Origin of the sequence: Labilithrix luteola (assembly GCF_001263205.1) — a bacterium.
GTDB lineage: Bacteria > Myxococcota_A > Polyangia > Polyangiales > Polyangiaceae > Labilithrix > Labilithrix luteola.
The window spans coordinates 3,612,413-3,634,730 of record NZ_CP012333.1; the positions used below are offsets into that span (position 1 = coordinate 3,612,413).

22 protein-coding genes and 1 pseudogene are annotated in these 22,318 nt (G+C 66.4%); 14 read left to right on the top strand and 9 right to left on the bottom strand.

Features of this window, described 5'->3' with window-relative positions; translation table 11 throughout:
- Positions 1–374: 374 nt before the first annotated feature.
- From AKJ09_RS16130 to AKJ09_RS16135, 3 genes and pseudogenes are all read left to right on the top strand, one after another.
- The gene (locus AKJ09_RS16130) at positions 375–707 is read left to right on the top strand and encodes a hypothetical protein (protein WP_146648091.1); all 333 of its coding nucleotides are present in this window, start codon (positions 375–377) and stop codon (positions 705–707) included.
- A gap of 71 nt (positions 708–778) precedes the next feature.
- Positions 779–889, top strand: a pseudogene (locus AKJ09_RS56110) (KUP/HAK/KT family potassium transporter); the annotation flags it as partial.
- Between the two features lie 72 nt (positions 890–961).
- Positions 962–1,552, top strand: coding sequence for a Uma2 family endonuclease (locus tag AKJ09_RS16135; RefSeq protein WP_146648092.1), 591 nt, complete (start codon positions 962–964; stop codon positions 1,550–1,552).
- A 204-nt stretch (positions 1,553–1,756) separates the two neighbouring features.
- Here AKJ09_RS16135 and AKJ09_RS16140 read toward each other — a convergent pair whose 3' ends face one another.
- Together AKJ09_RS16140 and AKJ09_RS16145 are read right to left on the bottom strand one after the other, a co-directional pair.
- Positions 1,757–2,644 carry a hypothetical protein gene (locus AKJ09_RS16140; protein ID WP_146648093.1) on the bottom strand — a complete coding sequence of 296 codons (888 nt, stop codon included), beginning with the start codon at positions 2,642–2,644 and terminating at the stop codon, positions 1,757–1,759.
- 243 nt (positions 2,645–2,887) lie between these two features.
- The gene (locus AKJ09_RS16145; RefSeq protein ID WP_146648094.1) at positions 2,888–3,175 is read right to left on the bottom strand and encodes an imine reductase family protein; all 288 of its coding nucleotides are present in this window, start codon (positions 3,173–3,175) and stop codon (positions 2,888–2,890) included.
- A gap of 11 nt (positions 3,176–3,186) precedes the next feature.
- Between AKJ09_RS16145 and AKJ09_RS16150 the strand changes: the two genes are divergently transcribed.
- On the top strand, positions 3,187–3,576 hold the full coding sequence (locus AKJ09_RS16150) for a MauE/DoxX family redox-associated membrane protein (protein ID WP_146648095.1): 390 nt from the start codon (positions 3,187–3,189) through the stop codon (positions 3,574–3,576).
- Positions 3,577–3,605: 29 nt separating this feature from the next.
- Here AKJ09_RS16150 and AKJ09_RS16155 read toward each other — a convergent pair whose 3' ends face one another.
- From AKJ09_RS16155 to AKJ09_RS16165, 3 genes are read right to left on the bottom strand one after another with little or no spacing between them, the layout of a single operon-like run.
- Positions 3,606–5,360 (bottom strand): sensor histidine kinase, encoded by a 1,755-nt coding sequence (locus tag AKJ09_RS16155; RefSeq protein ID WP_146648096.1) that lies wholly within the window; start codon positions 5,358–5,360, stop codon positions 3,606–3,608.
- The gene (locus AKJ09_RS16160) at positions 5,360–6,319 is read right to left on the bottom strand and encodes a hypothetical protein (RefSeq protein WP_146648097.1); all 960 of its coding nucleotides are present in this window, start codon (positions 6,317–6,319) and stop codon (positions 5,360–5,362) included. Before AKJ09_RS16160 ends, AKJ09_RS16155 begins: the two co-directional genes overlap by 1 nt.
- Positions 6,320–6,327: 8 nt before the next feature.
- Positions 6,328–6,918: a hypothetical protein gene (locus AKJ09_RS16165; RefSeq protein WP_146648098.1), complete on the bottom strand. Its 591-nt coding sequence runs from the start codon at positions 6,916–6,918 to the stop codon at positions 6,328–6,330.
- A 120-nt stretch (positions 6,919–7,038) separates the two neighbouring features.
- Here AKJ09_RS16165 and AKJ09_RS16170 point away from each other — a divergent pair, with 120 nt between their 5' ends.
- Positions 7,039–8,025, top strand: coding sequence for a hypothetical protein (locus AKJ09_RS16170; RefSeq protein WP_146648099.1), 987 nt, complete (start codon positions 7,039–7,041; stop codon positions 8,023–8,025).
- A gap of 11 nt (positions 8,026–8,036) precedes the next feature.
- Positions 8,037–8,939: a DNA/RNA non-specific endonuclease gene (locus AKJ09_RS16175; protein ID WP_146648100.1), complete on the top strand. Its 903-nt coding sequence runs from the start codon at positions 8,037–8,039 to the stop codon at positions 8,937–8,939.
- 6 nt (positions 8,940–8,945) lie between these two features.
- On the opposite strand, the gene AKJ09_RS16180 is transcribed toward AKJ09_RS16175, so the two are convergent.
- Positions 8,946–10,109 (bottom strand): glycosyltransferase, encoded by a 1,164-nt coding sequence (locus tag AKJ09_RS16180; RefSeq protein WP_146648101.1) that lies wholly within the window; start codon positions 10,107–10,109, stop codon positions 8,946–8,948.
- Between the two features lie 316 nt (positions 10,110–10,425).
- On the opposite strand from AKJ09_RS16180, the gene AKJ09_RS16185 reads away from it, so the two are divergent.
- The 6 genes from AKJ09_RS16185 (at position 10,426) to AKJ09_RS16210 (ending at position 15,560) form a co-directional block, all read left to right on the top strand.
- Positions 10,426–11,769: a DUF1254 domain-containing protein gene (locus AKJ09_RS16185; protein WP_146648102.1), complete on the top strand. Its 1,344-nt coding sequence runs from the start codon at positions 10,426–10,428 to the stop codon at positions 11,767–11,769.
- A 108-nt stretch (positions 11,770–11,877) separates the two neighbouring features.
- Positions 11,878–12,594: a hypothetical protein gene (locus tag AKJ09_RS16190; protein WP_146648103.1), complete on the top strand. Its 717-nt coding sequence runs from the start codon at positions 11,878–11,880 to the stop codon at positions 12,592–12,594.
- Between the two features lie 11 nt (positions 12,595–12,605).
- Entirely contained in the window at positions 12,606–13,739 is a 1,134-nt protein-coding gene (locus tag AKJ09_RS16195) for a hypothetical protein (RefSeq protein ID WP_146648104.1), read from the top strand.
- A gap of 144 nt (positions 13,740–13,883) precedes the next feature.
- Complete coding sequence (locus tag AKJ09_RS16200) at positions 13,884–14,231, top strand: hypothetical protein (RefSeq protein ID WP_146648105.1); 348 nt, start codon at positions 13,884–13,886, stop codon at positions 14,229–14,231.
- 102 nt (positions 14,232–14,333) lie between these two features.
- The gene (locus tag AKJ09_RS16205) at positions 14,334–14,873 is read left to right on the top strand and encodes a hypothetical protein (protein WP_146648106.1); all 540 of its coding nucleotides are present in this window, start codon (positions 14,334–14,336) and stop codon (positions 14,871–14,873) included.
- 9 nt (positions 14,874–14,882) lie between these two features.
- Positions 14,883–15,560 carry an STAS domain-containing protein gene (locus AKJ09_RS16210; protein ID WP_146648107.1) on the top strand — a complete coding sequence of 226 codons (678 nt, stop codon included), beginning with the start codon at positions 14,883–14,885 and terminating at the stop codon, positions 15,558–15,560.
- A gap of 147 nt (positions 15,561–15,707) precedes the next feature.
- On the opposite strand, the gene AKJ09_RS16215 is transcribed toward AKJ09_RS16210, so the two are convergent.
- Positions 15,708–17,639 (bottom strand): DNA gyrase/topoisomerase IV subunit B, encoded by a 1,932-nt coding sequence (locus AKJ09_RS16215; protein ID WP_146648108.1) that lies wholly within the window; start codon positions 17,637–17,639, stop codon positions 15,708–15,710.
- A 1-nt stretch (position 17,640) separates the two neighbouring features.
- Positions 17,641–20,136, bottom strand: a complete 2,496-nt coding sequence (locus AKJ09_RS16220) for a DNA gyrase/topoisomerase IV subunit A (RefSeq protein ID WP_146648109.1) — start codon at positions 20,134–20,136, stop codon at positions 17,641–17,643.
- A gap of 375 nt (positions 20,137–20,511) precedes the next feature.
- On the opposite strand from AKJ09_RS16220, the gene AKJ09_RS16225 reads away from it, so the two are divergent.
- Both AKJ09_RS16225 and AKJ09_RS16230 read left to right on the top strand, forming a co-directional pair.
- Entirely contained in the window at positions 20,512–21,123 is a 612-nt protein-coding gene (locus AKJ09_RS16225; RefSeq protein ID WP_146648110.1) for a glutathione S-transferase family protein, read from the top strand.
- 217 nt (positions 21,124–21,340) lie between these two features.
- Entirely contained in the window at positions 21,341–21,652 is a 312-nt protein-coding gene (locus AKJ09_RS16230) for a DUF2917 domain-containing protein (RefSeq protein WP_146648111.1), read from the top strand.
- A gap of 12 nt (positions 21,653–21,664) precedes the next feature.
- Here AKJ09_RS16230 and AKJ09_RS16235 read toward each other — a convergent pair whose 3' ends face one another.
- Positions 21,665–22,312 carry a hypothetical protein gene (locus AKJ09_RS16235; protein WP_146648112.1) on the bottom strand — a complete coding sequence of 216 codons (648 nt, stop codon included), beginning with the start codon at positions 22,310–22,312 and terminating at the stop codon, positions 21,665–21,667.
- Between the last annotated feature and the right edge of the window lie 6 nt (positions 22,313–22,318).

Consider the following 22,318-nt stretch of genomic DNA (forward strand, 5'->3'; position numbering starts at 1 on the left):
GGGGGGGACCGGTGGCAATACGATTCAAAACGACTGCGCTATAGCGCCGAGTCGTGCCAAGCCGCCGACCGAGGGCTGATGGGTTCGATGACGGTCCAAGTCTCGGCGTTTCGTTTGATGCGTTTGGAGAAGGAACGTGCTCTGGCCGAGCTGGCCGCCCTGCGTGCGCAGCTGGGCGAGCGGCGCTCGTAGCGCTGAAGGCCCTTTGCACGAAAAAGCTGGTGACGAGTGATCACGGGACCTTCCTGCGGCGATTGCCCCGTTGCGGCCCGCAGGACGCAAACTTGGCGCCTCGTGCCTCGGCAGAAGGAGCGCATTCGATGACCCGAGGGCGAAGTCGATGGAACCTGGTCGCTGTTTCCGATTTGGGAAGCGTGCCTCGCGCCCTTTCGGTGCTCGCCATCGTCTCGATCGCGCTGCTCGCCTGCGGTGGGACCGTCGACTCGCAGTCGAGTAGAGCGCAAATGCTCGAAGCGTGTGCCGCCCATGACGATGGTGTCACCTTCGATTGCCCGTCCGTCTCCCCCGACTGCCTCGGCATCGATCTCGACCGACGACCGAAGGAACCGCGAAACGTCGTCTGCCGCTTTCGATGCGACGAGAATCGGGAGTGCGCAGCGGGCTATGACTGCCGGCTGTACTACACGGAGGTTCCCGAGGACATGGAGTACGTATGTTTTCGGAACGCCGAAACCGTTTTGCGGTGAGTTAGAAAGGCGCGACCGATCCTGCCGGCCGCGCCCGCCAACGGTGCAACGAGAACGTCAACTGGGACACCTGGCGCAATCCGCTCTTCTCGTTCATGAGCCGCAACGCGTGCCCGGCCAACGCCTTCTTCTCGATTCCATCGAACGGTGTCGTCGAGCTCGGTATGCAGATCGAGCTCTGAGTGGCCCGGGAGGGGCGTGAGCTCATGCGCTCCGGTGGCGATCTCGAGGCCAAAGGCTATGTTCGTCGAGTCATGGCCGATCCCGTTCGCCGACGCGCGACTTACGAGGATGTGCTTGCGGCTCCTGAGAATCTCGTCGCGCAGGTCATCGATGGGGAGCTCCACCTTCACCCCCGCCCGCGGCGGCGCCACCTTCGCGCAGCTTCGACCGTCGGCGGCTTCCTCTCCGGTGCGTTCGACAGCGGCGTGAGCGGTCCGGGGGGCTGGGGCGTGCTTCACGAGCCCGAGCTTCACCTCGGATCGGAGCCGGACATCGTCGTCCCCGATCTCGCTGCATGGCGCGAAGACCGCTATCCGGGGGACGTCGACGACGACTCACCGTTCTTCACGGTCGCGCCCGATTGGATCTGCGAGCTGCTCTCCGAGAGCACGGCTCGCCTCGACCGCATGAAGAAGGTCCCCATCTACGCACGGGAAAAGGTGCGCCACGTGTGGATCGTCGACCCGCGCGATCGGACCATCGAGGTCTTCCGCCTCGAGGGGGCGGGGGACGCACTCGTTGGGACCTTCGGAGGGGAGGACGAGGCGTTCGCGCTCGAGCCATTCGACGCCGTGCCGATACCCCCTCACTGCTTCTGGGGCCGAAGAACGTCGAAGACCTGAGCGCGCCGTGAATAGGCCTGAGCGCGCTCTGGTCACCTCTCTCAGCGCTCCGTCGACGCGCCCCTCGCTCAGGCGACCTTCCCGCTGCACTCAGGCGTCTTCCCCCTTGCGATGACAGCCACCTGCGTGCGCTCGGGCGCGGAACCTTCGCGCTCGCAGGTGTTGCGTCCTGTCGTGTCGACCGCGCCCCCCGCGCGGACCGTGTCAGCTCGCCGTCGTGTTCGCCCCGCCGTTCGCGCTCGTGGCGCCGTTCGCCTTGCTCTTGTCTTTCGGCGTCCGATGCGCGCGGCGCTGCGCGTCGTAGGCGCCACGGAAGCGCGCGGCGATCTCGGGCGCCGTCCGGAACACGTAGGCCCCTGCGGCGCGGATTTCACGGACTGCTTCGAGCAAATACGTCGCGGCGCGATCGCGAAGTTCGACCGCCGAATGCTCGTCGACGTCTCCCACGCGCCGCCCGACCACTTGCTCCTCGAGCGAGGCCGCGAGCTTCTGCGCGTCCTTCACCTTACGATCGACCTTCACGCCGATCTTGGCGAGCGCCTTCTCGTACTTCTTCGCGAACGCCGACAAATCGCGCAAGTCCTGGACGAGATCGTCGAGCCCTTCGCCCTCCTGGATGCGGTTGAGTGAAGCCTGCGCGTCCTCGTCGTCGCGAAGCGCGAAGCGCCCGTCGGCCACCATCTCGCTGCGCAGCGCGATGCCTCGTTGCTCGACCTCGATCTCGCTTGCTGTCCGCTTGCGACCGCGCGCCAGCGCGAGCTCGGACTGCGCTTCGGCGAGTGCGGTGGCGCGTGTCTCGATCGACGCGATGAGCTTCGCGTCCACGCCCACGCGACGGAGCTCCTTTTCGTACTTGTTCGCGACGCGCGCGAGCGCGTGGCCCTCCGACACCAGGTGCTCGACCGGGATCGGAGGCGTCTTCACCGTCTCGAGCATGCGGAGCGCCGCGTCGAGCTTGCGAAGCGCCGCGCCGCCGGCCGCTTTCGCCTTGGTCTTCGTCCTCGCAACGGCCTTCGCCGCGCCAGGTTTTCCGGTCTTCGATGCCTTGACGGACTTCCCCGCGAGCTTCGCCTTCGCCTTCGTCTTTGCCATCGCTACCCCCCTCTGGTTCGCGCTTCGCGTTTCGCGTTTCGCGTTGGAGACGAACTATCGCACGGTCGGGCGCACGGCAGCAGAGGCAATCCGCTGCGTGTCCTCATCAGGAGGAGCGGGCGCTCGCCTCGGACATCCCCCATTCCTCCGCGACGTTGGGCCGCGACGATGGTCGAAGGGCGGAGCGCACTGCGGGGACGGTTTGCCGTGCCATATACGACTTAGCCCGCCGCGGATCCTCGCTCACGCGACGCGCAGGACCTTGATGAGCGCGGCATGCTCCTCTGCGCCGAAGCCGGCGACCTTCGCCCGCGCGAAGAGGCCTGCAGCGAAGCGCGGGAGCTCGGCATTGATCCCGGTCTCTTCGGCGTGCTGGACGAGCTTTGCGATATCGCCGCCCGCCGTCGCAAGCGTGCTCTCTGGTTCGTCGAACCTTCCCGAGGCGATCTGCGGTCGTGCTGCGCCGAGGGCAGGGTCGTCATGACGGTGCGTCGTGTGGAGGACGCGCGTCGCCCCGTCGAGTTGCGGCATCCCATCGACGCATGAATCGAACAGCAGCCATTCTCCTTCGGCTGGCGCTCGCCGCCTCTTTTCTCTCCGCCGTCGCGGACCGCTTCGGCCTTTGGGGGCCTCCCGGCGCAAAGGGAGTGGCGTGGGGGAACTTCCAAAACTTCGTCGACTACACGGCGACGCTCACATTCCGCGCGGCGAGCGTTCCTCTGGCATGGCTCGCAACTCTCTGCGAGGTCGTCCTCGCCGTCGCCCTGCTGGTCGGCTGGAAGCTCCGCGAGGCGGCCCTGGCCAGCGGAGCGCTGCTAACGACGTTCGCCCTTTCGATGGCGTTTGCGCTGAGCCCGAAAGCCCCGCTCGACTATTCGGTCTTCACGGCCGCGGCCGCGAGCTTCGCGCTGGCAGCGTCGGTTCGCAGGTAGTCCTGTTGGTAGGGGAAGGTTGCTCGAGGTCAGGTGACGCTCTCGACGCCTTGCCGCTTGGCCTTCTCGCGCGCCTCTCGAGCAGCGGCAGCGATCGCCAGGATCTTCATGCCAGGCAAGTGCACGACGAACCGCGCGCCGCCGAGGCGGTTGCTCTTCGTGGCTTCGATCTCGCCGCCGTGTTCGACGACGACCTTCTTCACGATGGCGAGGCCGAGGCCGGTGCCGTCGGCTTTCGTCGTGAAATACGGGTCGAAGATGCGTCCGCGCATCGACTCGGCGATGCCGGGGCCGTCGTCGTCGACCTCGATGCGTGCGCCGTCGGCTTCGACCTGCGCGCTGACGAGGACATGACCGAGCACGCCCTCCGGCATCTCGGCCTTGTCGGGGTACGACGGGCGCGCGCGCGCATCGCGAATCGCCTGCACGGAGTTTCGCACCAGGTTGACGATCACGCGGCGGAGCATCTGTCGATCGATCGCCACGCGAATCGACTCGGACGGGACCTCCCAGCGGATCTCGACGTTCGGCGCGAAGGCGATGGCCTCGGCGTCGGGGGAGCCTTCGCCGAGCGACGGATCCTCGAGGTGGCCGAGCTGATTTTCGCAGTCGCGCAGGAAGTCGCCGAGGTTCGCCTCTTTGAGCTCGGCGTTGGGGAGGCGCGCGAAGTTCGAGAAGTTGCTGACGAGGCGCCTCAGCGTGCCCACCTCCTCCTCGACGATCTCGAGGGTGGTGTCGAGGAGCACGCGGTACCTGGGATCGTCGCCGGGGTACTTCTGGTGGCACTCCTGCACGGCGAGCTGGATCGGCGTGAGCGGGTTCTTGATCTCGTGGGCCAGGCGCTGGGCCATGTCTTGCCACGCATCGATGCGCTGCAAGAACTCGATGCGCGCGCGCGACTGCGCCATCTCCGCGAGCATGCGGTTGAAGGTGCGGGCCAGATCGGTGAGCTCGTCGGAGCCGGTGACCGGAACGCGAACGGAGAGATCGCCCTGGGCCACGACGTTGATGGCGGCGCCGAGCCGGTTGATTCGACGCGTGACGCCGCGCGCGAGCATGATGCCGAGCGAGACGGTGAGCAGCATCGTCACGCCGAGCAGCGCGGCGAACGCGTTGAGGTAGCCCTGGTAGAGCTGCGAGCGGGAAGCTTCGAGCTGGTGGTAGCGCGCGACCACGGAGCCCGCGCTTTCGAGCTCGTCGAGGCGCTTGCGAGGGACGGCGAAGCTCGCGACGAGCACCGGGCCGTCGTCCTCGTCGCTCAGCGTGCGCGTGACATCGAGGCTTCGTTCGGTACCTGCGTCCGCGGGATGCCCGCGATCGCGCCGCGCCAGCGTCTTGCTCGCCAGGTCCGCCGCGTACGAGGGGTCGTCCTTGGCGAGCGGCATGCCCTTCGAGATCGTGAGCGAGACGAGCTCGGGGAAGCGCGGAAACACCGCGTCGAGCTCGCTCTCTAGCGTCTCCAGGTTTCGATGCTTGGCCGCCTCGCGAAGCACCGGGTCCGAAGCGATGGCCACGGTCTGGTGCTTGAGGTCGTCTTTGATGGCTTTGACGAGGTCCTTGTAGACGTCGACGCCGCGGTCGAGCTGCTCGCCGATCTCCGGGTTGAACCAGATCGCGGAAGCCTGGCGGAACATCGAGGTGGCCAGATACTGGGCCGCCGCGAGGGGAACCATCGTGGAAAGAAAGATGACGAGCGCGAGTCGTCGCTCGGTCTTTCCGGGGAGGAGGCGGCCGAGCGTGCGTCCGAGGATGCTCTGGACGAACGAGGCCGCCGCGTTACCCATCACGGTCCCCAGTAAAGCAGCTCGAACGTGCGAATGTCGCCATCGGACGATAGAACGACCTCGAGCTTGTCGCCCTCACCGGCCCTCAAAATGGGCTCGGGGAAGGCGTCGCACGGCCAGAAAGCGCTCTTTTCGAAGCCATTTTTGGTGAGCCAGAACGCATGCAGGCCGTGGGCGGTGGGGCCGTGCACCACGAGCATACGGCCGCCGCCGACGAGCAGGAAATTCAGGCTCTTGAAGCCGAGCTCGTCGAAGCGCTCGGGGCTCGGGAAGTCGCGTCCGACGTCTTTGAGCTCGGGGAGGTTCGCGCGCAGATATTTGTAAAATGCATCGTAACGGACCTTGGCGAGCTTGGGCAGCTTGCGGTCCGTCGGAGCGATGATCGGCAGATCCTTCGGCGCGAGGCGAGGAACTTCGACGTGCGCGCGGTAGCGATCGGCGAGGGTTGCGCCTTTGGCGTCCTCGCCGAGGACGTCGTCGGCGAGCGACTTCAGCCACCAGTGGAAGACCGGCAGATCGGCGTCGCCCGCGTGGGAATGCAGGCGAACGAGGCTCTCCCAGAGAGGGCGGCGAATCGCCCACGACGCGCCGTGGGCTTTGACCGCGCACGTTCCCACGTAGGCCGCGCCGTGCACGACCACGTTGAAGAGCAAGCTGTCGCCCGTAGCCTTCGTGCCGATGTCCATCAGGCGGTCGCGCACCTCGCGCGTGATCGCTGCGCTGAGGCGGTGGACGCTCGCGTCGGTGAAATCGAGCGCCAGGACGTCCGAGGTCGTCCCGAGGACGCTCGGAGCCATCTTCACGAAGATCTCCGCGGCCTCCTCGAGGTGAGCCGTGACGTGAGGATTGTTCGCCGGGTTGGCGTCGACGCTGCGGGCAGCACCGAGGTCGGCCTTGGCGTCGTCGGGATAGAGCGGGAGGAAGTAGTCGCGAAAGAGCGATTCGGCGGTGACGGTCATTGCGTGGTTCAGGTGGCGTTCGAAGCGGCAGACGCGGCGAAGAAGACGACGAGCACTGCGACGAAGAGAGCAATCAGCACGACGCCGACGATGGTGCAAACGATCTGCACGAGAAGCGCGTTTCCGAGCTTCTCCAGCGCTTGCATCATGTACGGGATGTCGTTGCCCTGGGTCTGGACGACGTTCTTGAGCGACGTTCCGACGCCCATGAACACGATGCCGACCACGATGGCGATGACCCCGCTCGGGAACTGGGCCGCAAAGCTCGGGTTGGCGAGCGCCCCGCAGCTCGACATCACCTGCAGAACGCCCACGACGAGGGAAATCGTGCCCCAGAGCTTCGCGCGCCGGGCGGTCTTGTCGATGATCGAGTTCTCGAGCGTGTTGAACTCGTAGTGTCCGAAGCCTTCGGCCATCGGTGGCGGAGAAGCCGCGCCTGGCGCGCCGGGAGGGCCATAAGGGTTCGGGCTGCCGTGATTTGCAGGCGTTCCGGGCGCTCCGGGAGTCGGCGTGGCGTACGGATCCGCTTGCGGCCCGTAGCCGGGAGGTCCTCCGTATCCGCCCGAGCCCCCGGGAGGGGGTTGCCATCCGCCCTGCATGCCCAAGTTCCTTGCACCCCTTGGGCCATTCGAGGGGAAGTGCCTCTGCCGACGGGGCCCGGAGTAGACCACGCAAGCCTTGCTTCGACAATCGACGCGTCCCTCGGTTAGTTTGAGCTCGTGCTCACGCCGGACGTCCGTTTCGAAGGTTGGACCACCGAGTCGTGGACGCGCTTCCTGCACCTCTGGAAGCCGCGGGCCTCGCCCGACCGCGAGCCCACGCGCCCGCGTGGTGGCGTGATCGCCATCCACGAAGGCGGACGCCTCCAAAAGCTCCTCCACACGAAGACCGGCCGTCTCGATCCTCGAGGCCCCTGGCCGGTTCCGCTCGCGGAGCTCGCCGAAGCGCACCACGCGAGTTGGGCGCTTTCGGCCCATGCCGGCGCGCTCGAGGAGGTCATGGAGCGCTTCGGCGCGCGCCTGCGCCAGAGCGATGACCTCACGGCGCAGATGCTCCTCGTCGTGACGATCGTGCGTGAGATGCTGCAGGAAGGCTCGATCGAGCGCTGGCCCATGCGCCTGCACGGCGTGCCCCAGCCGAGCGAGGTCGTCGTCCATCGTGCGCTCGACGCCGTCTGCCCCGACGGGCATGCCATGGTCCTCGGACTCTTCCGTCACGGGGATCTGTGGACGGCCGGCGTTGCGCGCCGTCGAGGCAATGGCTTCGACGTTCTCGCGGGACCGTCCGAGCTCCGTCCGCGCATGGGCGTGCTCTCGGGAGATTGGCGCCGCGACTATCGCCACCTCGGGCGCGCGGTGGAAGAGCACTACGGGCCGCTCGCCATGGGCTGCTTCGCCGAGGTCGATCGCTTCCGCGAGCTCCAGGTCGATCCGCGTCCCGGCGCGTGGGGTCGCGCGGCGGTCGTACGTGATCTCGTCCTCTCGCCGATGCCCATGGGTGTTCGTCTCGCGCTCGGCGCCGACGGCGCTCGGTTCGCGTTCGAGACGTTCCGGATGGTGGTGGGGCGCAGCGATCGTCTGCGAAAGCTCGAGCCCTACATGGCGTCGGCGCGAAAACATCTCGGATCGGCTGCCGGGCATCGCGACGTGAGCCAAACGCTCGGTTTCGATCCACTCGCTGCCCTTCGCGCGCTGCTTCGTCGCTAGACTCCAAGGCTATGCTTCGTTCGTTGGGATGGCGGCCGTTCGCGCTGCTCTTCGTCGTTCTCGGGGCCTGCTCGCGCGAGGCGCAGCCTCCGACTGTCCCGACGTCGCCGATGGCGCCCGGGCCGTCCGCGCCGCTGGGCACCGTTCGACTGCCGCAGGAGCAAGAGCCGCCGCCGTCCGGCGTCGATGCGAGCGTCCACGTGGCGCTCGGCATTCCACGCGACGCCGATGATTCGGACGACTGGCTGCTCGATCGCGAGCTGTTCGTGGCTTCGTACAACCCGAAGCTCAACGCGCCCAACTGGGTCGCCTGGAATCTCGACGATCGCTATCTCGGGCACGCGCCGCGATCGCCCGGCTTCCACTCCGATACCGGCCTTCCCAAGACGTTCTATGTCGTGCGCGACGAGGACTACGTGGGGTCCGGCTACGATCGCGGTCACCTCTGTCCCTCGGCCGACCGCACGCGCGACGATGCCATGAACAAGGCGACGTTCGTGTTCACCAACGCGCATCCGCAGTTCCACGAGCTCAATGCAGGCCCGTGGGAGAAGCTCGAGACCCACGAGCGCGAGCTCGCGCGCCAGGGCAAAGAGCTCTACATCGTGGCCGGCGGCATCTTCGATTCCGAGCCGACGCGCATCGGTCGCGCGAAAGACGTCGGCCGTCGCGTGGCCGTTCCTCGTGCCAGCTACAAGATCATCGTCGTGCTCGATCGCGGTCAAGACGCACGCGCCGTGCGCGCCGACACGAAGGTCATCGCGGCGATCATGCCGAACACGCGCGAGCCGAAGCTCCACGAGTGGACGGACTACGCCGTCTCGATTCGCGAGGTCGAGCGGGCGACGGGCTACGATTTCCTCGCCCGCGTTCCGCGCGACGTTCAAGACCTGATCGAAACGCGCACGCCCTGAGGCTCCTCAGAAGATCTCGAGGCGGCGCCCTTTGCGTAGGGCGTTGAGTGGGTAGAACCTGCCCCGCCAGAACACGCCGCCTTGCCATTGGGTGAGGACGACGGAGCGAACGGCAAAGAGGAGAAAGAGCAGCGCGCCGACAGCTGGAACGCCAGCGCTCGCGAGCGGCGTCCGAAGTCGCCGAGCGATGGTCACCTGCACGAAGACGAGAACGACGAGCAGCGCGGCGCCGCCGATCTGCAAACTCCGCATCGGCGAGGCGAGGGCGACGAGCGGGCCGATTTCGACGTAGAACGCGAGCAGGAAGGTCACGAGGGCGCGCGACGGCAGGAGCTGGCCCATCGCCGCATAGCCGTTCTTCTCGAGGCCTCGCATGAGTTGCCCGAGGGTCTCGTAGAAGTAGAGGCCGAGGCCGTCGACGCACTCGAAGACCGCACACCGCGCGCGCGACTGCTTCATCATCTGGCCGAAGGCCACGTCGTCGGCGAGCTCGAGTTTGATCCACTCGAAACCGGCCGTGCGTTCGTAGGCGGACCGGCGAACGAGGTTGAACACGCCTCCGCCGACCGATACGCGCGAATGGGGATCGGTCACCTTCCACAAGCGCGAGCCCACGATCAGCGCGCGGACGAAGAACGCCATGGCGATGTCGCGCCCGAGCGTGCCGGACCAGAGCTTCGGCATCATGGCTACGAAGTCGATGCGCTGCTCCTCGGCGACGGAAACGACGCGTCGCAAGACGTCGGGGGCAACGTGGATGTCGGCATCGATGAAGAGAAGCCAATCTCCGGTCGCCGCCGCCGCGCCGCGCGAGAGCGCATGGACTTTGCCGAGCCATCCTTCGGGCAGCACGTCCACATGCACGGCGACGACACGCGGATCTTCGGCGGCCAGGCGATCCACGACGTCGCTCGTTCCGTCGGTCGAGCGGTCGTCGACGAGGACGATCTCGAGGTTCGGGTAGTCGCTCTCGAGTTTCGAACGCGTGGCCTTTTCGATCGAGGCAATCTCGTCACGCGCGGGGACGACGACCGAGACCTTCGGCCACGACGTCGGCGCGTTCGGCGCGTTGGGAAGGTGGGGCAGCGCCGCGAGCCCACGCGCGGTGGCATAGACGTTCCATGCCGCGTACGACGCCGGCACGACGAGCCAGGCGAGCGACGCGTCCATCGGAGGGAATTTCACAGGAAGGGCGGAAGGGCGGAAGACTCGGGGAGGGGGCAGAGCAGAGCAGGGGCGCACCGCGGACTCATCGAAAGCATCGTTGCCTTCGTCCAGGACTCCCGGAGTCGACGTTACCAGGGCCGTGCTGCGAGCTGCCTTGTGATGGCACACCCCTCACCCCCCTAACCCCTTCCGTTCTTCCGCCCTTCCTGTGCCCTCTCTCGAGGCGGCGCCCGCTCCATCGCGCGAGCGGAGCCGTGGTTCGAAGATTGGGGTCGAGGCACATCGCGTGCAGTCCTGCCGTTCGGATGGAGGTGGCGCGATGGCTCAGCAGCAATCCGATCGAGGCCGGCTCATCGACATCGAGGCACGAGCGAGCATCTTCGGGTTTCCGCTCGTGCTGATGGACGTGACGCGCGCGGTCTCCACCTCCGTGCCCGAACGCGACGAGGAAAAGCAGAAGGCGCCCATCAACCAGCTCGTGCACTTGCGCGAGTTCCCCGACGCCTCGTTCACCGACGTCGTGAGCCCCAACGCGGACACGCTCTACAGCTTTGCCTTCCTCGATCTCAAGGCAGAGCCGATGGTGCTCTCGCTGCCGGAGATGGGGACGCGCTACTACTTGATGGAGCTCATGGACGCGTGGACGAACGTCTTCGCGTCGCCGGGCACGCGCACGACCGGCAACGGCAAGGGCGCCTTCCTGATCGCGGGCCCGACGTGGAAGGGGACGCTGCCGAACGGTGTCGTCGAGATCCGATCGCCCACGAATCTCGTTTGGATCATCGGGCGCACGCAGACGAACGGCAAGAAGGACTACGCCGCTGTCCACGCCCTCCAAGACGGCTACGATCTCCGTCCGCTCTCCGCGTACGGAAAGGCCGATTTTCATGCGCCGCGCGTCGCGGTGGCGCCCGACATCGACAACCAAACCCCGCCCATCGAGCAAGTGGCGAAGATGGAGCCGACCGAGTTCTTCCAGCGTCTCAACGCGCTGATGAAAGACAATCCGCCATCCCCCGCGGACGCCGATGCCGTGAAGCGGTTCGGCGAGGTCGGCGTCGGTCCCGGCAAGGTTTTCGATCGAAACACCGTGTCACCCGAGGTGCTCGCCACGGTCGATCTGGGAATGACCGAAGCGATCCGGCGCATCGTGATCGAGGCGAAGCGTCCTCACGGTCGTGCGCAGAACGGTTGGGAGCTCCACGAGGGTCTCGGCGCTTACGGGACCGACTATCTTTGGCGCGCGATCGTGGCGCGCGTCGGGCTCGGCGCGAATCTCCCCGAAGATGCCATCTATCCTCACGCCAAGGTCGACGCGGAGGGCCAGCCGCTCGATGGCAAGCATCGCTACGTGATGCGCTTCGCGAAGGGGGCCCTTCCGCCGGTCCACGCATTCTGGTCGATCTCGATGTACGACGCGCGGCAGTTCTTCGTCGACAACCCCATCGATCGCTACGCCATCGGCGATCGCGACGACCTCGTGTTCGAGCCCGACGGCTCGCTCGTTCTCTTGCTCCAGCACGAGTCGCCGGGCAAGGAACACGAACCCAACTGGCTTCCGGCGCCGAAGGGATCCTTCAATCTGATCATGCGCCTCTACTGGCCGAAGGCCGAGGCGCTCGACGGTCGCTGGACGACTCCACCGATCGAACGCGTTCGCTGACGAGCATCGCGCTGCACGCGCCTGTGCACGGCATTGCACAGAGCACGTCTCGCGCACCCCGAAGTGCGCGCAACGCCGAACGGCACGGCTCGTGCTGAGCGCGTCGTCATGCGCATCGAACGAGTCCTTGCCGTCGTTGCTGCGGTGACTCTCTGCAGCCCCGTCGCACGAGCGGACGAGGCGGGCGCGGAAGCGGGAGCCGTCGAGAGCTCGAAAGGCGATCTGTTCCCCGGTGAACGTCGGATGAGTGTCTCCGGTGCGACCGGCCTTCCGTTCCTGGCCATCGCCGAAGTCGGCGTCGGCGTGACCGACGGATTTGCGATCGGCGCCATCGGCGGGATCACGCCGAGCGTCGTCACGGCCGGTATTCGCCCACGGGTTCGCCTCCGTACGAGCGAACGCACCGCGCTCGTTCTTTCGGCACCGATGCTCTATTACCCGAAGGCGAGCGCGCCCGGCCCAGGCAACATCGGTACGACGTCATGGGTGCTCACGCGCACCGAGCTCTTCTTCGACGCTGCTCTGAGCGATCGCCTTCGCGTCGCCGGAGGAATGGGCTTCATCGCCGCGGCGTCGACCGAAGCGCTCGGGCAGTTCGTGCGAGGTCGAGACTTCGCCATGCCTGCGTACAACGGTGAGCCCGGCGCGACGCGCGGATTCGCGGGCGGACTCTGGAACACGGTGGCGGCGCGCTCGTCGTACGCGTTCGGCGATCGTACGCACGTCTTCGCCGAAGGCTCGATCGTCATGCAGGGGATAGCGCTCGCCGAGGGCGTGGGCGGCCCGCCCGTCGTCGTCACCACGGGGCTCCAGCACGCGTTTTGAGGAGCATCTCCATGCGCTCGAAGATGCGACGTTGCTGGAGCGGCGCGACGCTTGGGCTCGCGCTGCTTGCGCCGGCGTGTGTCTGGGAAACCGATCTCCCTTCCTCGGTTCGCGAAATTCCGGTCGACGCGAATCGGGAGCTCGTGGTGACCGACGACGCGCTTCTCGGCGCGCTGTCGAGCAACGCCGAGGCGGCTCCGCTCTCGTTCCGCCGCGCGATGGATGCGCTCGCCCTCGACGACGAGGCTTCGGCCGAGTGGCTCGAGAGCTGGTCGGCTCGTCTCGATGCTGACGGCCATTCCGACCGGGCAAACGCGCTCCGCACGCTCGTGACGTGCCGCTGGTTGAAGAGCGCGCCGGACAACGGATGCGACGACCTTTGCACGGCGTGCGCTGCCCGCGCGCTGCCGCTCGAGCAGGCTCCGTTCCGGCTCGTGGCGGTCGTCAATCGCACCGATCTCTCGGTGATGCCCGATCGCGCGGCCGAGGGCGGCGAGGGGCGTCTCGTCTACGCGCTGACCGACGGCCCGGCGGACGAGCCGACCTCTCAGCCGCTCCCGGTGAGCGTGATCTTCGAGTACGCGCAGGAGGGCACGGCTCTCGAGTGGTCTCGCCGATGGCATTCTCTCGGAAGCGTCTCGTCCTCCGATCTGCCGCGCGCGCTCGTGGACCTGACCGACCGTTTCGTCGCGTCCGGCTCGCTCGCACAGGTTCGCACGGCCGATGCGTGGAACGGGCCGATGGTGATCCATCAGTTTGCGCGCGAGGCAGGCGCGCTTCGAGCGACCCGTGTGCGGAATACACCAATCTGGTCGCGCGTGACGCCGTCCGACCTGAGAGCGTTCGTCGACGAGCACGAAGCCGCCGTCGCCGACGGTACGATGCTCATGCCTCGCGGGTGGTGGGCACCGTCATCGTCACCGAACGACGAGGTGCCGGCCTTCCTCGCCGAGATCCCGAGCCACGAGCTGCTCGTTCGCCAGACCTGCGGGGGCTGTCACGCGCGCTCCGAGACCGGATTCCACGTGGATCCGCGCGGTCATGGAACGAGCAAGCTCTCCACGTTCCTCGCCGATCCGAGCAAGGAGACCGACGAGCTGCGCCGCCGTACGACGTGGATGCAGCTTACGCTCTCGTCGGAATGACGCGGGTGACCCACGTTCGACGGAGCACTTCGCGGGGTATTCAACGCTTCTCGTGCATCGTGCAAGTACGCGCTTCTGCACGCGAACTCGCACGCATCGAGATCGTCTTTACACGCCTGAGTTCGGACTTAGGTTTGGGCCGCGATGAACAAAGTCTTCGGCGTTGCGTTGGTGGGTGCTCTCGTCGTCGGCGGTGTCGTTGTCATCAAGGGCGCGTCGGGGGCGTCATCTGCGATCACACCCGAAGGGAAGATGTGCGTGCGCCTCGGTGAGCTGTGTGGAGCAGAACCCAGCAAGGAGAAGCTCGAGAGCTGCGTCGAGGACATGAAGAAGATGCGCAAGATGTCCGGCGATCCGGCCTTCGAGCGGTCACAGTCGTGCGTTGCCGAATCGAACACGTGCGCCGCCGCGAGTGGCTGCATGATGGGCGGTGTCGGTGTGGGTACGCTCGGCGAAGTGCTGAAGGGGTTTGGCACCGCGCTCTCGAAGTAGTGGTCGGCTCGTAGATCTCGAGCGCAACCGTATCGAGATGCGGCGGTTGGCGTCGGTTTGTCGTTGCGCGGCCTCCCATGCATGCAGTTGCATGGTCGATCGATGGACAACAGCAGCGACGGCGTGACGTTGATGACCGGCTTCGTGTTCGACGTACTCCAGGAGTACCAACACATGAAGCGCGTCTGCGGCCCGGCGTTCGAGATGGCGCGCGGTCTCGACCCCGCCAGGATCGACGACTGGTGCGAGATGAAGCTGTACAACGACGTCTGCACCTGGATCGAAGAGAACGTCGGTGCTTCGAGCATCCGTCAGGCGGGCATCGGCATCGGCAGCCGCATCTACGACAACATCATCAAGAGCGGGAAGATCGAGAACCCGAACCCGCTCGCCATCATGGAAGCGCTCAAGTGGGCGGCGAGCGTGATGATCCGTGACCCGAAGGGGCGCGGCTGGGAGATCGCCTCGCACGACGACGGCGACATCCTCATGCGTCGTACTCAGACGTTCAATTGCAAGATGCAGGAAGGCCTCTTGCTCTCGCTCGTCGAGCGCACGGGTGTCGAAGGGGCAGACGTCGACCACGCGAAGTGCACCTCGCGCGGCGACGAGTTCTGCGAGTACCGCCTTACTTGGCTCTGAGAGACGGACATGGAAAACGAAGAGCTGGCTTCGGTCGACGCGATGCTTTCGGTGCTCGAGGACGTTGCGCGTGGCAACCTCCGAAAGCGCGTGCCGATCCCTGGTGATGCGCAGCCGCGACTCAGCACGCTTGCGCACGGCGTGAACCGCGTGATCGAGGCATGGCGTGCGTCCGAGATCGAGTCTCGCAAGATGCGCAAGACGCTCGAGGCGAAGGTCGCGCAGATCGAAACCCAGACCGTGGCGCTTCGCGAGCTGTCGACGCCCGTGCTCGAGGTCACGCGCGACGTGCTCCTGCTGCCCGTCATCGGCGCGCTGCACACGCGGCGCACCGCCGACATGATGAACACGCTGCTCGAGAAGATCATGAGCACGCAGGCGACGCAGGTGATCGTCGACGTCTCCGGTGTCGAAGTGGTGGACACGACGACGGCCGACACGCTCCTTCGCATCGTCCGCGCCGCCAAGCTGCTCGGTGCTCGCTGCGTGCTCACCGGCGTGAGCCCGATGGTGGCTCAGACGCTCGTCGACCTCGGGACCGATCTCAGCGAGCTGCGCACGCTCCGCCGCCTCGCGGACGGCCTCGTCGATTGCATGATCGAGGCCCAGAAGAACAACGACGCCAACCTCGACATCGATCTCGGCGACGACGACGACACGCAGCCGGGGACTCTCGCGACCGTCTGACCGACAATCGCGTTTGCCATGACGGCGTGCTTTCGCTTCACCGCGAGGCACGCCGTCAGCGTTTCAGCGGTCGAAAATCGGTGCTCGACACACGCGGTGTCGCCGCCGGTTCACGACCGGCGACGAACCGCGTTCACGCTCGAACGCTCACACGTCGAGGTCTTCGGCGCTCGTTTCGCGCGCGCGTTCCATGATGAAGCGGAAGCGCGCCTGGGTGTCCTTGCCCATCAGCTCGTTGAGGACGCGGTCCGTCTCGAGCTCGCTGTCGATGCCGACACGGAGTGCACGGCGACGGTTCTTGTCGAGCGTCGTTGCCTTGAGCTCCTCGGCGGGCATTTCGCCGAGACCCTTGAAGCGGCTGATCTCGACCTTCGCATTCTTGGGAAGGGAGGCGATGATCTTGTCGCGCTCGGCCTCGTCGAGGGCCCAGTGCGTGTCCTTCGCGACGTCGATGCGGAAGAGCGGCGGCATCGCGAGATAGACGTGGCCGCCGCGGAGCAGGCCGGGCAGCTGCCGGTAGAAGAACGTGAGCAGCAGGGTCGTGATGTGATGGCCGTCGCTATCGGCATCCATCAGGAGGAAGATCTTGCCGTAACGGAGCTTGCTCGCGTCGAACGACGGGCCCATGCCGCAACCGAGCGCCTGGACGATATCCTGGAGCTCCTTGTTGTTGAGCACCTTCGACGACGAGGCCTGCTCGGCGTTGAGGACCTTTCCGCGGAGCGGGAGGATCGCCTGCGTGCGGCGATCGCGACCCTGCTTCGCGGAGCCACCTGCGCTGTCGCCCTCGACGAGGAACAGCTCGCTCTCGCCGGGATCGGTCGAAGAGCAGTCGGCGAGCTTGCCGGGGAGGTTGAGGCGGTGCGAGATGGCGCCCTTGCGGGTCACCTGCTGCGTGGCCTCTCGGCGAGCTTCGCGGGCGCGCGCGGCGAGCACCGCACGCATGACGATCTGCTCGGCCGTGGTGCCGTTCTCGAGCAGCCACTGCTCGAGGGCAGGGCGGAGGAGGCCGTCGACCTGGCCCGAGACCTCGGGGTTGTTGAGGCGGTCCTTCGTCTGACCCTGGAACTGCGGCGCGGTCACGTAGACGCTGATGAGCGCCACCATGCCTTCGCGGATGTCTTCCGCGGAGAGCGTGACGCCGCGCGGCTGCAGGTTCTTGGTCTCGATGAAGTTACGAACGGCCTTCACGACCGACGAACTGAGACCGCTGACGTGCGTACCGCCGCTGCCGGTGGGGATGCCGTTGACGTACGAGCGAACGTGCTCGTCGGGGGCCTCGGTCCACTGCAGCGCCACTTCCATGCGGAAGGGCTCGCCACCGGGGTTCGTGACTTCGCGCGAGAAGAAGAACGCTTGCGCGTTGGTCACCGCCTTGCCGCGTCGGTTGACGAGGATCGGGAGGTAGTCCGCGATGCCGTTCGGGTGGACGAAGGTGAACTCTTCCTTCTTCGCCTTGTCGACGAACTTGATGACGAGTCCGCCGTGCAAGTACGCCTTGGTCTCGAGGCGCTCGCGGATGGTGTCGCTGTCGAAGCGAGCCTTCGCGCCGAAGATCTCCGGATCGGGGCGGAAGTGGATGAGCGTGCCGTGCTTGCGGACCTTCGCGCCCTTCTTCAGCGGCGTCTTGCGAACGCCACGCGAGAAGGACTGCTTGTGCTCGAAGCCGTTGCTCCAGACGGTGACGTCGAGCGACTCGGCGAGCGCGTTGACCACGCTCGAACCGACGCCGTGGAGACCACCCGAAACCTTGTAGCTGCCGCTCGAGAACTTACCGCCGGCGTGCAGCGTGCCGAGAATGATCTCGAGCGCGGGCTTCTTGAACTTGGGGTGCATGTCGACGGGGATGCCTCGCCCGTCGTCCTGCACGCTCACGCCCTTGAGGTCGGCGTCGAGGACGACCTCGATCGACTTGGCGTGGCCGTTGATGGCCTCGTCGATCGAGTTGTCGACGATCTCCCAGAGGAGATGGTGGTAGCCGTTCGTGTCGGTCCCGCCGATGTACATCGCCGGGCGCTTGCGCACCGGTTCGAGGCCCTCGAGGACCTCGATGTCCTTCGCACTGTAGCTCGCGGCCATGTCAGTTCACCTCCAGCGGCGGAACGGTCGGTGCGGGAGGCACGACGCGGGCGAAGCCATCGCGGCGAACGATGGCAGTGCCGGCTTGTGCGCGCTTTCCGAGCACGGACTTGTACGTGATGCTCGTCTCCTTGCCCTTCGGGGACTCGGCCACGATCGAATCGTTCGGCGCGAGCGCGACGATGGCGCCGAGCACGCGAACGTCGTCGTCGATCTTGATGAGCATCGAACCCTTGCCCACGCCGCTGAGCAGCGCGAGATCCTTCACCGGCACGCCGAGCGCGTGACCGTCGCTCGTGACCACGAGGACGCCGTCGCGGTCGCCCGAGGTCACCGACACCATCACGATCTCGTCGTTTGCGTTGAGCTTGCCGTACTTGCGGCCTGCGCGCGTCGACGGCTCGCGGTGTGCGGAGAGCGAGAAGCGGAAGCTGAGGCCCTGCTTGGTCACCGCCACCGCGAACGGAGCTTGCGGCTCGCCGCCTTCGACCGGCGGCGGAACTTCGAGGACGCGCGGGTCGAACGACATCATGGCAATGATGCGTTCGCCGTCTTCCATCTTGAAGAATTTCTGAACCGGATCGCCGTAGCCGGTGGTGGCCGGCACGTCGTTCATGCGCATGACGTAGCAAGCGCCGAGGCTCGAGAAGAAGGCGACGACGGACTTGGTCGAACCCGCCGTCGCGGCGAGAACGCTGTCGCCCTCGCGCACGCGCGTGGTCGCCAGATCCTTCACCTCGCGGAGGCGCTTGATCCAGCCCTGCGTGCTGAGGATGACGTTCGCGTCTTCGGCGACGATGAAGTCCTCGGCCGAGTACTCCTGCTCGTCGGTCGCTCCGGCGATCTTCGCGCGGCGCTTGTCGCCGTAGAGCTGCTTGATCTCCACGAGCTCGCCCTTGATGAGGGCCCAGCGCTTCGCCTCGCTCTTGAGGATGACTTCGAGCGCCTTGGCTTCCTTCTGCTTCTGTTCGAGCTCCTCGCGGATGACGAGGATTTCGAGCTTCGCGAGGCGGTACAGCTTGAGTTCGAGGATCGCGTCGACCTGCTCTTCGGAGAGGCCGAAGCGCGCGATGAGCTTCTTCGCGGCGTCGGCCTTGCCGTCGCTCTTGCGGATGATGCGAATGGTCTCGTCGAGCGCGTCGAAGACGATGGCGAAGCCTTCGAGGATGTGGATGCGCCGCCTCAGCAGCGCGAGGTCGTAGCGGAGACGTCGCTCGACCGTGAGCATGCGGAAGTCGAGGAAGTGGCGGATCATCTGGCCGAGCGAGAGGCGCTCGGGGACGGCCGGCATGTTCTCCTCGGGCGGAAGCGCCTCGCCGTCGTCGGCGCCGTGCACCGTGATCGGCGGCGCGCCGGGCACGAGACAGGTGAGGTTGATGCCCACCGTCGTCTGCAGCGACGTGTTCTTGTAGAGGTACGCCATCACGAGATTCGGGTCGGTGCCCTTCTTCATCTCGAGGACGACGCGAACCTCGCCGGTGGACTCGTCACGCACGTCGGTGAGCGCGGCGAGCTTGCGGCCCACGATGATCTCCGCGATGCGCTCGACGAGCGAGCCGCGGACGACACCGTACGGAAGTGACGTGAGGATGATGGCCTGCGTGCCGCCCTTGCGCTCTTCGAGCTTCCACTCGCCGCGCAGCTTGAGCGTGCCGGAGCCGGTTTCGTAGACGTTCGTGAGCTCGGAGCGGCTCGCGACGATCTGCCCGCCGGTCGGGAAATCGGGGCCCTTGATGTACTTGAGGAGCGTCTTGGTCGGCAGCACGCCCTTGCCGGCGTCTATCTGCGCGATGCACGCGTCGATGACCTCGCTCGGGTTGTGCGGCGGGATGCTGGTCGCCATACCGACGGCGATACCCTGCGCTCCGTTGATGAGGAGGTGCGGGAGCCGCGCGGGGAGCACGACCGGTTCGCTGCGCGAGCCGTCGTAGTTGGGGCGCCAGGCGACCGTGCGCTTGTCGAGCTCGGAGAGGAGCTCGATCGCCGCGGGGCGGAGCTTCGCTTCCGTATAACGATAGGCAGCGGCGCCGTCGCCGTCGGGCGAACCGAAGTTACCCTGACCATCGACGAGGGGCAGGCGCATCACCCAGCTCTGGGCGAGGCGGACCATCGCGTCGTAAATCGCGCTGTCGCCGTGCGGGTGGTAGTTACCCATCACGTCGCCGACGATCTTCGCGCTCTTCCTGTAGCGGGCGTCCGGCGTGAGGCCGAGATCGCGTCGCATCGTGAGGAGGATGCGGCGTTGGACGGGCTTGAGGCCGTCGCGCACGTCGGGCAGGGCGCGCGACGTGATGACGCTCAGCGCGTAATTGAGGTACCGGGTGCGGGCCTCGGCGGAGAGTGTGGTGGCGTCTTCCGGCGGCGGTGCGTGACCGTTCTCGCCGTCGCCGTTTCCACCCTTGCGCGGGGGACCACCGACACGTGTACCTCGCGTGGTGCCGCCGGCCTTCTTTGCCGCCGTTTTTGCCGAAGTTTTGGTTGTCGACGCTCGGCTCACTTCTGCTCCATCTTCAGCCGGGTTAACTGACGGTCGAATCGGGTGTCAAGCGCGAGCTCCCTACAGGGGCCCACAGAACGGCTCCGAGATCGCCCCGAAAGAGGCGCGAATCGCGGTCGTTCGGGACTTGGTCGGGCGCTTGTCCCCTTCATCCCGGTTACTTCGCAAAAGGTCCAATTTTCGGCACAAATCGTCGCTCGAGGCTCACGATCCGCCGCTTTTTCCAGCCTGACGGCGCGAGCTCGGCGCAACGAACGGCCGTGATCCGGCCTCGTCAGGGCCGCTACTGCCGCGCTCGTCGCTCGCCGCGATCGCGCGCGAGGCGAGCCTGACGTAGCCTGCGCGCCTCCCCCCCCCACGAAAGGCTCACGACCGATGCTCAAGATCTACGGAAACCCCGGAAGCACCTGCACCCGTAAGGTCCTCATGACGCTCGCCGAGACGAACACGCCGAGCGAGATGACGGTCATCGACCTCGCGAAGGGGGAGCACAAGGGCGAGGCCCACATGGCGCGTCAGCCTTTCGGCCGCGTGCCGGTGCTCGAGGACGACGGTTTCCAGGTGTTCGAGTCGCGCGCGATCTGCCGCTACCTGAACGAGCGCAACGACGGCAAGCTCGTTCCGAGCGATGCGAAGGCGCGCGCGAAGATGGAGCAGTGGATCAGCATCGAGACCTCCGAGTTCTCGCCGCCCGCAATGAAGTTCGTCTACGAGTACCTGCTCAAGCGTCCGCAGGGTCAGGACGCTCTCGACGCGGCCGGCAAGGCGCTCACCGCGGCTTGCGCCATCATGGATGCGCAGCTCGCCAAGACTCCGTACTTCGTCGGTGACGAGTTCACGCTCGCGGACATCTGCTTCATGCCGTACTTCGAGTACGGGATGATGACGCCCGCCAAGGACATCATCGAGAAGTTCCCCCACGTCATGGCGTGGTGGAAGCGCGTCAGCGAGCGTCCGACCTGGCAGAAGGCCACCGGCAAGAACTGAGCTTCACGCGGCTCTCGAAGCCGTCGAAAGGCGCCACCTGCTCGTCTCGGATGGGCTTCGGTGGCGCCTCTTTCTTTGGACCGGCTTGGACCGGCACAGATCGACGACGTTCCGACGAGCACACCTGGCACTTGGCACAGCTCGAGCGCAACTGTGCTGGTCGAACCGCACGACCACTGACTCTGTGCTGCTCGCCGCCAAGCACCAGGATGACGGCATGGCACTCACTCACACGAAGGGGGAGTTGGGGCTTGGTTCGTCGTGCCTTGGCTCGCACGACGTCATCGCACGGAGCATCGACCGCCCGATCGAGCTCCGCTGCGTGAAGGGCCGCGTTTGGCTGACCGAAGAAGGCTGTCTCGACGACATCCTTCTCGACGCCGGAGACATCTTCACGACGGAGCGTCGCGGTCGACTCGTCGTCCAAGCACTCGAGTCGGAAGCGTGCCTGAACGTACGCCTACTCGATCGCACGCCGCGCTTCGGTGACGCGCTTCGGCGATGGCTCGATCGCCTCGTCCACTCGTAGTCTGCTGTTGCTCTAACGAACGTCGCAGACGCCTTCACCGATGCAGGCCTTCGAAGGGCATTCGTTCGAGGTCGAACATCCTTGCGTGCATCGTGCAGGCTGTTGCTCGAAGCTCAGGCAGAGGTTCCCGTCGCAGTCGGCGTCGCTCCAGCACGAGTCGCCGAACTTCCCTGCGCCACGTTCGAAGGTGTTCGGATCGCGACAAGCAACGCCCCGAGGAAGCGTGCAGACGTAGTCTGCCGAGCAGACGCCATCCGGTGTCTGGCCGGGGCACGCTGGGCTACACGCGCCGCCCGCGCAGCGCGTTCCGCATTGTTCGGCGCATTGACTCGTGCCGTCGCCGTTCGGACGGCAGACCCGTGAACGACACTCGGAGTCGCTCGCGCAGCAGTAGCCGGCGGGCAGTGCTCCGGCGCGGCCGGGGCCGCTTCGGGGTGAGTCGCCGGGATCCGAGGCGCTCGCGTCGCCCTTGCCGGGCTTCGCACCGGCCTCGGCGGCGTCGGCGTTACGGTCGCCGGGGGCCGTTGGGCTCGAATCGGTGGCTTTGTCGTTCGCGCCTGCGTCTGCGCTGCGGAGCGACCGATCGAAGTCCGCGCCGATGACGGTCTCGCACCCGCCGAGCACGACGAGGGCGAAAGGCACGAGCAAAAGCGTGCGCATGCCCGT

Excerpts from the sequence above, each read along its gene's own strand:
- AKJ09_RS16150 (WP_146648095.1), top strand. The coding sequence starts at position 3,187 with ATGAATCGAACAGCAGCCATTCTCCTTCGGCTGGCGCTCGCCGCCTCT.
- AKJ09_RS16195 (WP_146648104.1), top strand. The coding sequence starts at position 12,606 with ATGCGCTCGAAGATGCGACGTTGCTGGAGCGGCGCGACGCTTGGGCTC.
- AKJ09_RS16215 (WP_146648108.1), bottom strand. The coding sequence starts at position 17,639 with ATGGCCGCGAGCTACAGTGCGAAGGACATCGAGGTCCTCGAGGGCCTC.
- AKJ09_RS16135 (WP_146648092.1), top strand. The coding sequence starts at position 962 with ATGGCCGATCCCGTTCGCCGACGCGCGACTTACGAGGATGTGCTTGCG.
- AKJ09_RS16190 (WP_146648103.1), top strand. The coding sequence starts at position 11,878 with ATGCGCATCGAACGAGTCCTTGCCGTCGTTGCTGCGGTGACTCTCTGC.
- AKJ09_RS16235 (WP_146648112.1), bottom strand. The coding sequence starts at position 22,312 with ATGCGCACGCTTTTGCTCGTGCCTTTCGCCCTCGTCGTGCTCGGCGGG.
- AKJ09_RS16160 (WP_146648097.1), bottom strand. The coding sequence starts at position 6,319 with ATGACCGTCACCGCCGAATCGCTCTTTCGCGACTACTTCCTCCCGCTC.
- AKJ09_RS16225 (WP_146648110.1), top strand. The coding sequence starts at position 20,512 with ATGCTCAAGATCTACGGAAACCCCGGAAGCACCTGCACCCGTAAGGTC.
- AKJ09_RS16205 (WP_146648106.1), top strand. The coding sequence starts at position 14,334 with ATGGACAACAGCAGCGACGGCGTGACGTTGATGACCGGCTTCGTGTTC.
- AKJ09_RS16165 (WP_146648098.1), bottom strand. The coding sequence starts at position 6,918 with ATGCAGGGCGGATGGCAACCCCCTCCCGGGGGCTCGGGCGGATACGGA.
- AKJ09_RS16185 (WP_146648102.1), top strand. The coding sequence starts at position 10,426 with ATGGCTCAGCAGCAATCCGATCGAGGCCGGCTCATCGACATCGAGGCA.
- AKJ09_RS16140 (WP_146648093.1), bottom strand. The coding sequence starts at position 2,644 with ATGGCAAAGACGAAGGCGAAGGCGAAGCTCGCGGGGAAGTCCGTCAAG.
- AKJ09_RS16145 (WP_146648094.1), bottom strand. The coding sequence starts at position 3,175 with ATGCCGCAACTCGACGGGGCGACGCGCGTCCTCCACACGACGCACCGT.
- AKJ09_RS16175 (WP_146648100.1), top strand. The coding sequence starts at position 8,037 with ATGCTTCGTTCGTTGGGATGGCGGCCGTTCGCGCTGCTCTTCGTCGTT.
- AKJ09_RS16230 (WP_146648111.1), top strand. The coding sequence starts at position 21,341 with ATGGCACTCACTCACACGAAGGGGGAGTTGGGGCTTGGTTCGTCGTGC.
- AKJ09_RS16155 (WP_146648096.1), bottom strand. The coding sequence starts at position 5,360 with ATGGGTAACGCGGCGGCCTCGTTCGTCCAGAGCATCCTCGGACGCACG.
- AKJ09_RS16180 (WP_146648101.1), bottom strand. The coding sequence starts at position 10,109 with ATGGACGCGTCGCTCGCCTGGCTCGTCGTGCCGGCGTCGTACGCGGCA.
- AKJ09_RS16210 (WP_146648107.1), top strand. The coding sequence starts at position 14,883 with ATGGAAAACGAAGAGCTGGCTTCGGTCGACGCGATGCTTTCGGTGCTC.
- AKJ09_RS16200 (WP_146648105.1), top strand. The coding sequence starts at position 13,884 with ATGAACAAAGTCTTCGGCGTTGCGTTGGTGGGTGCTCTCGTCGTCGGC.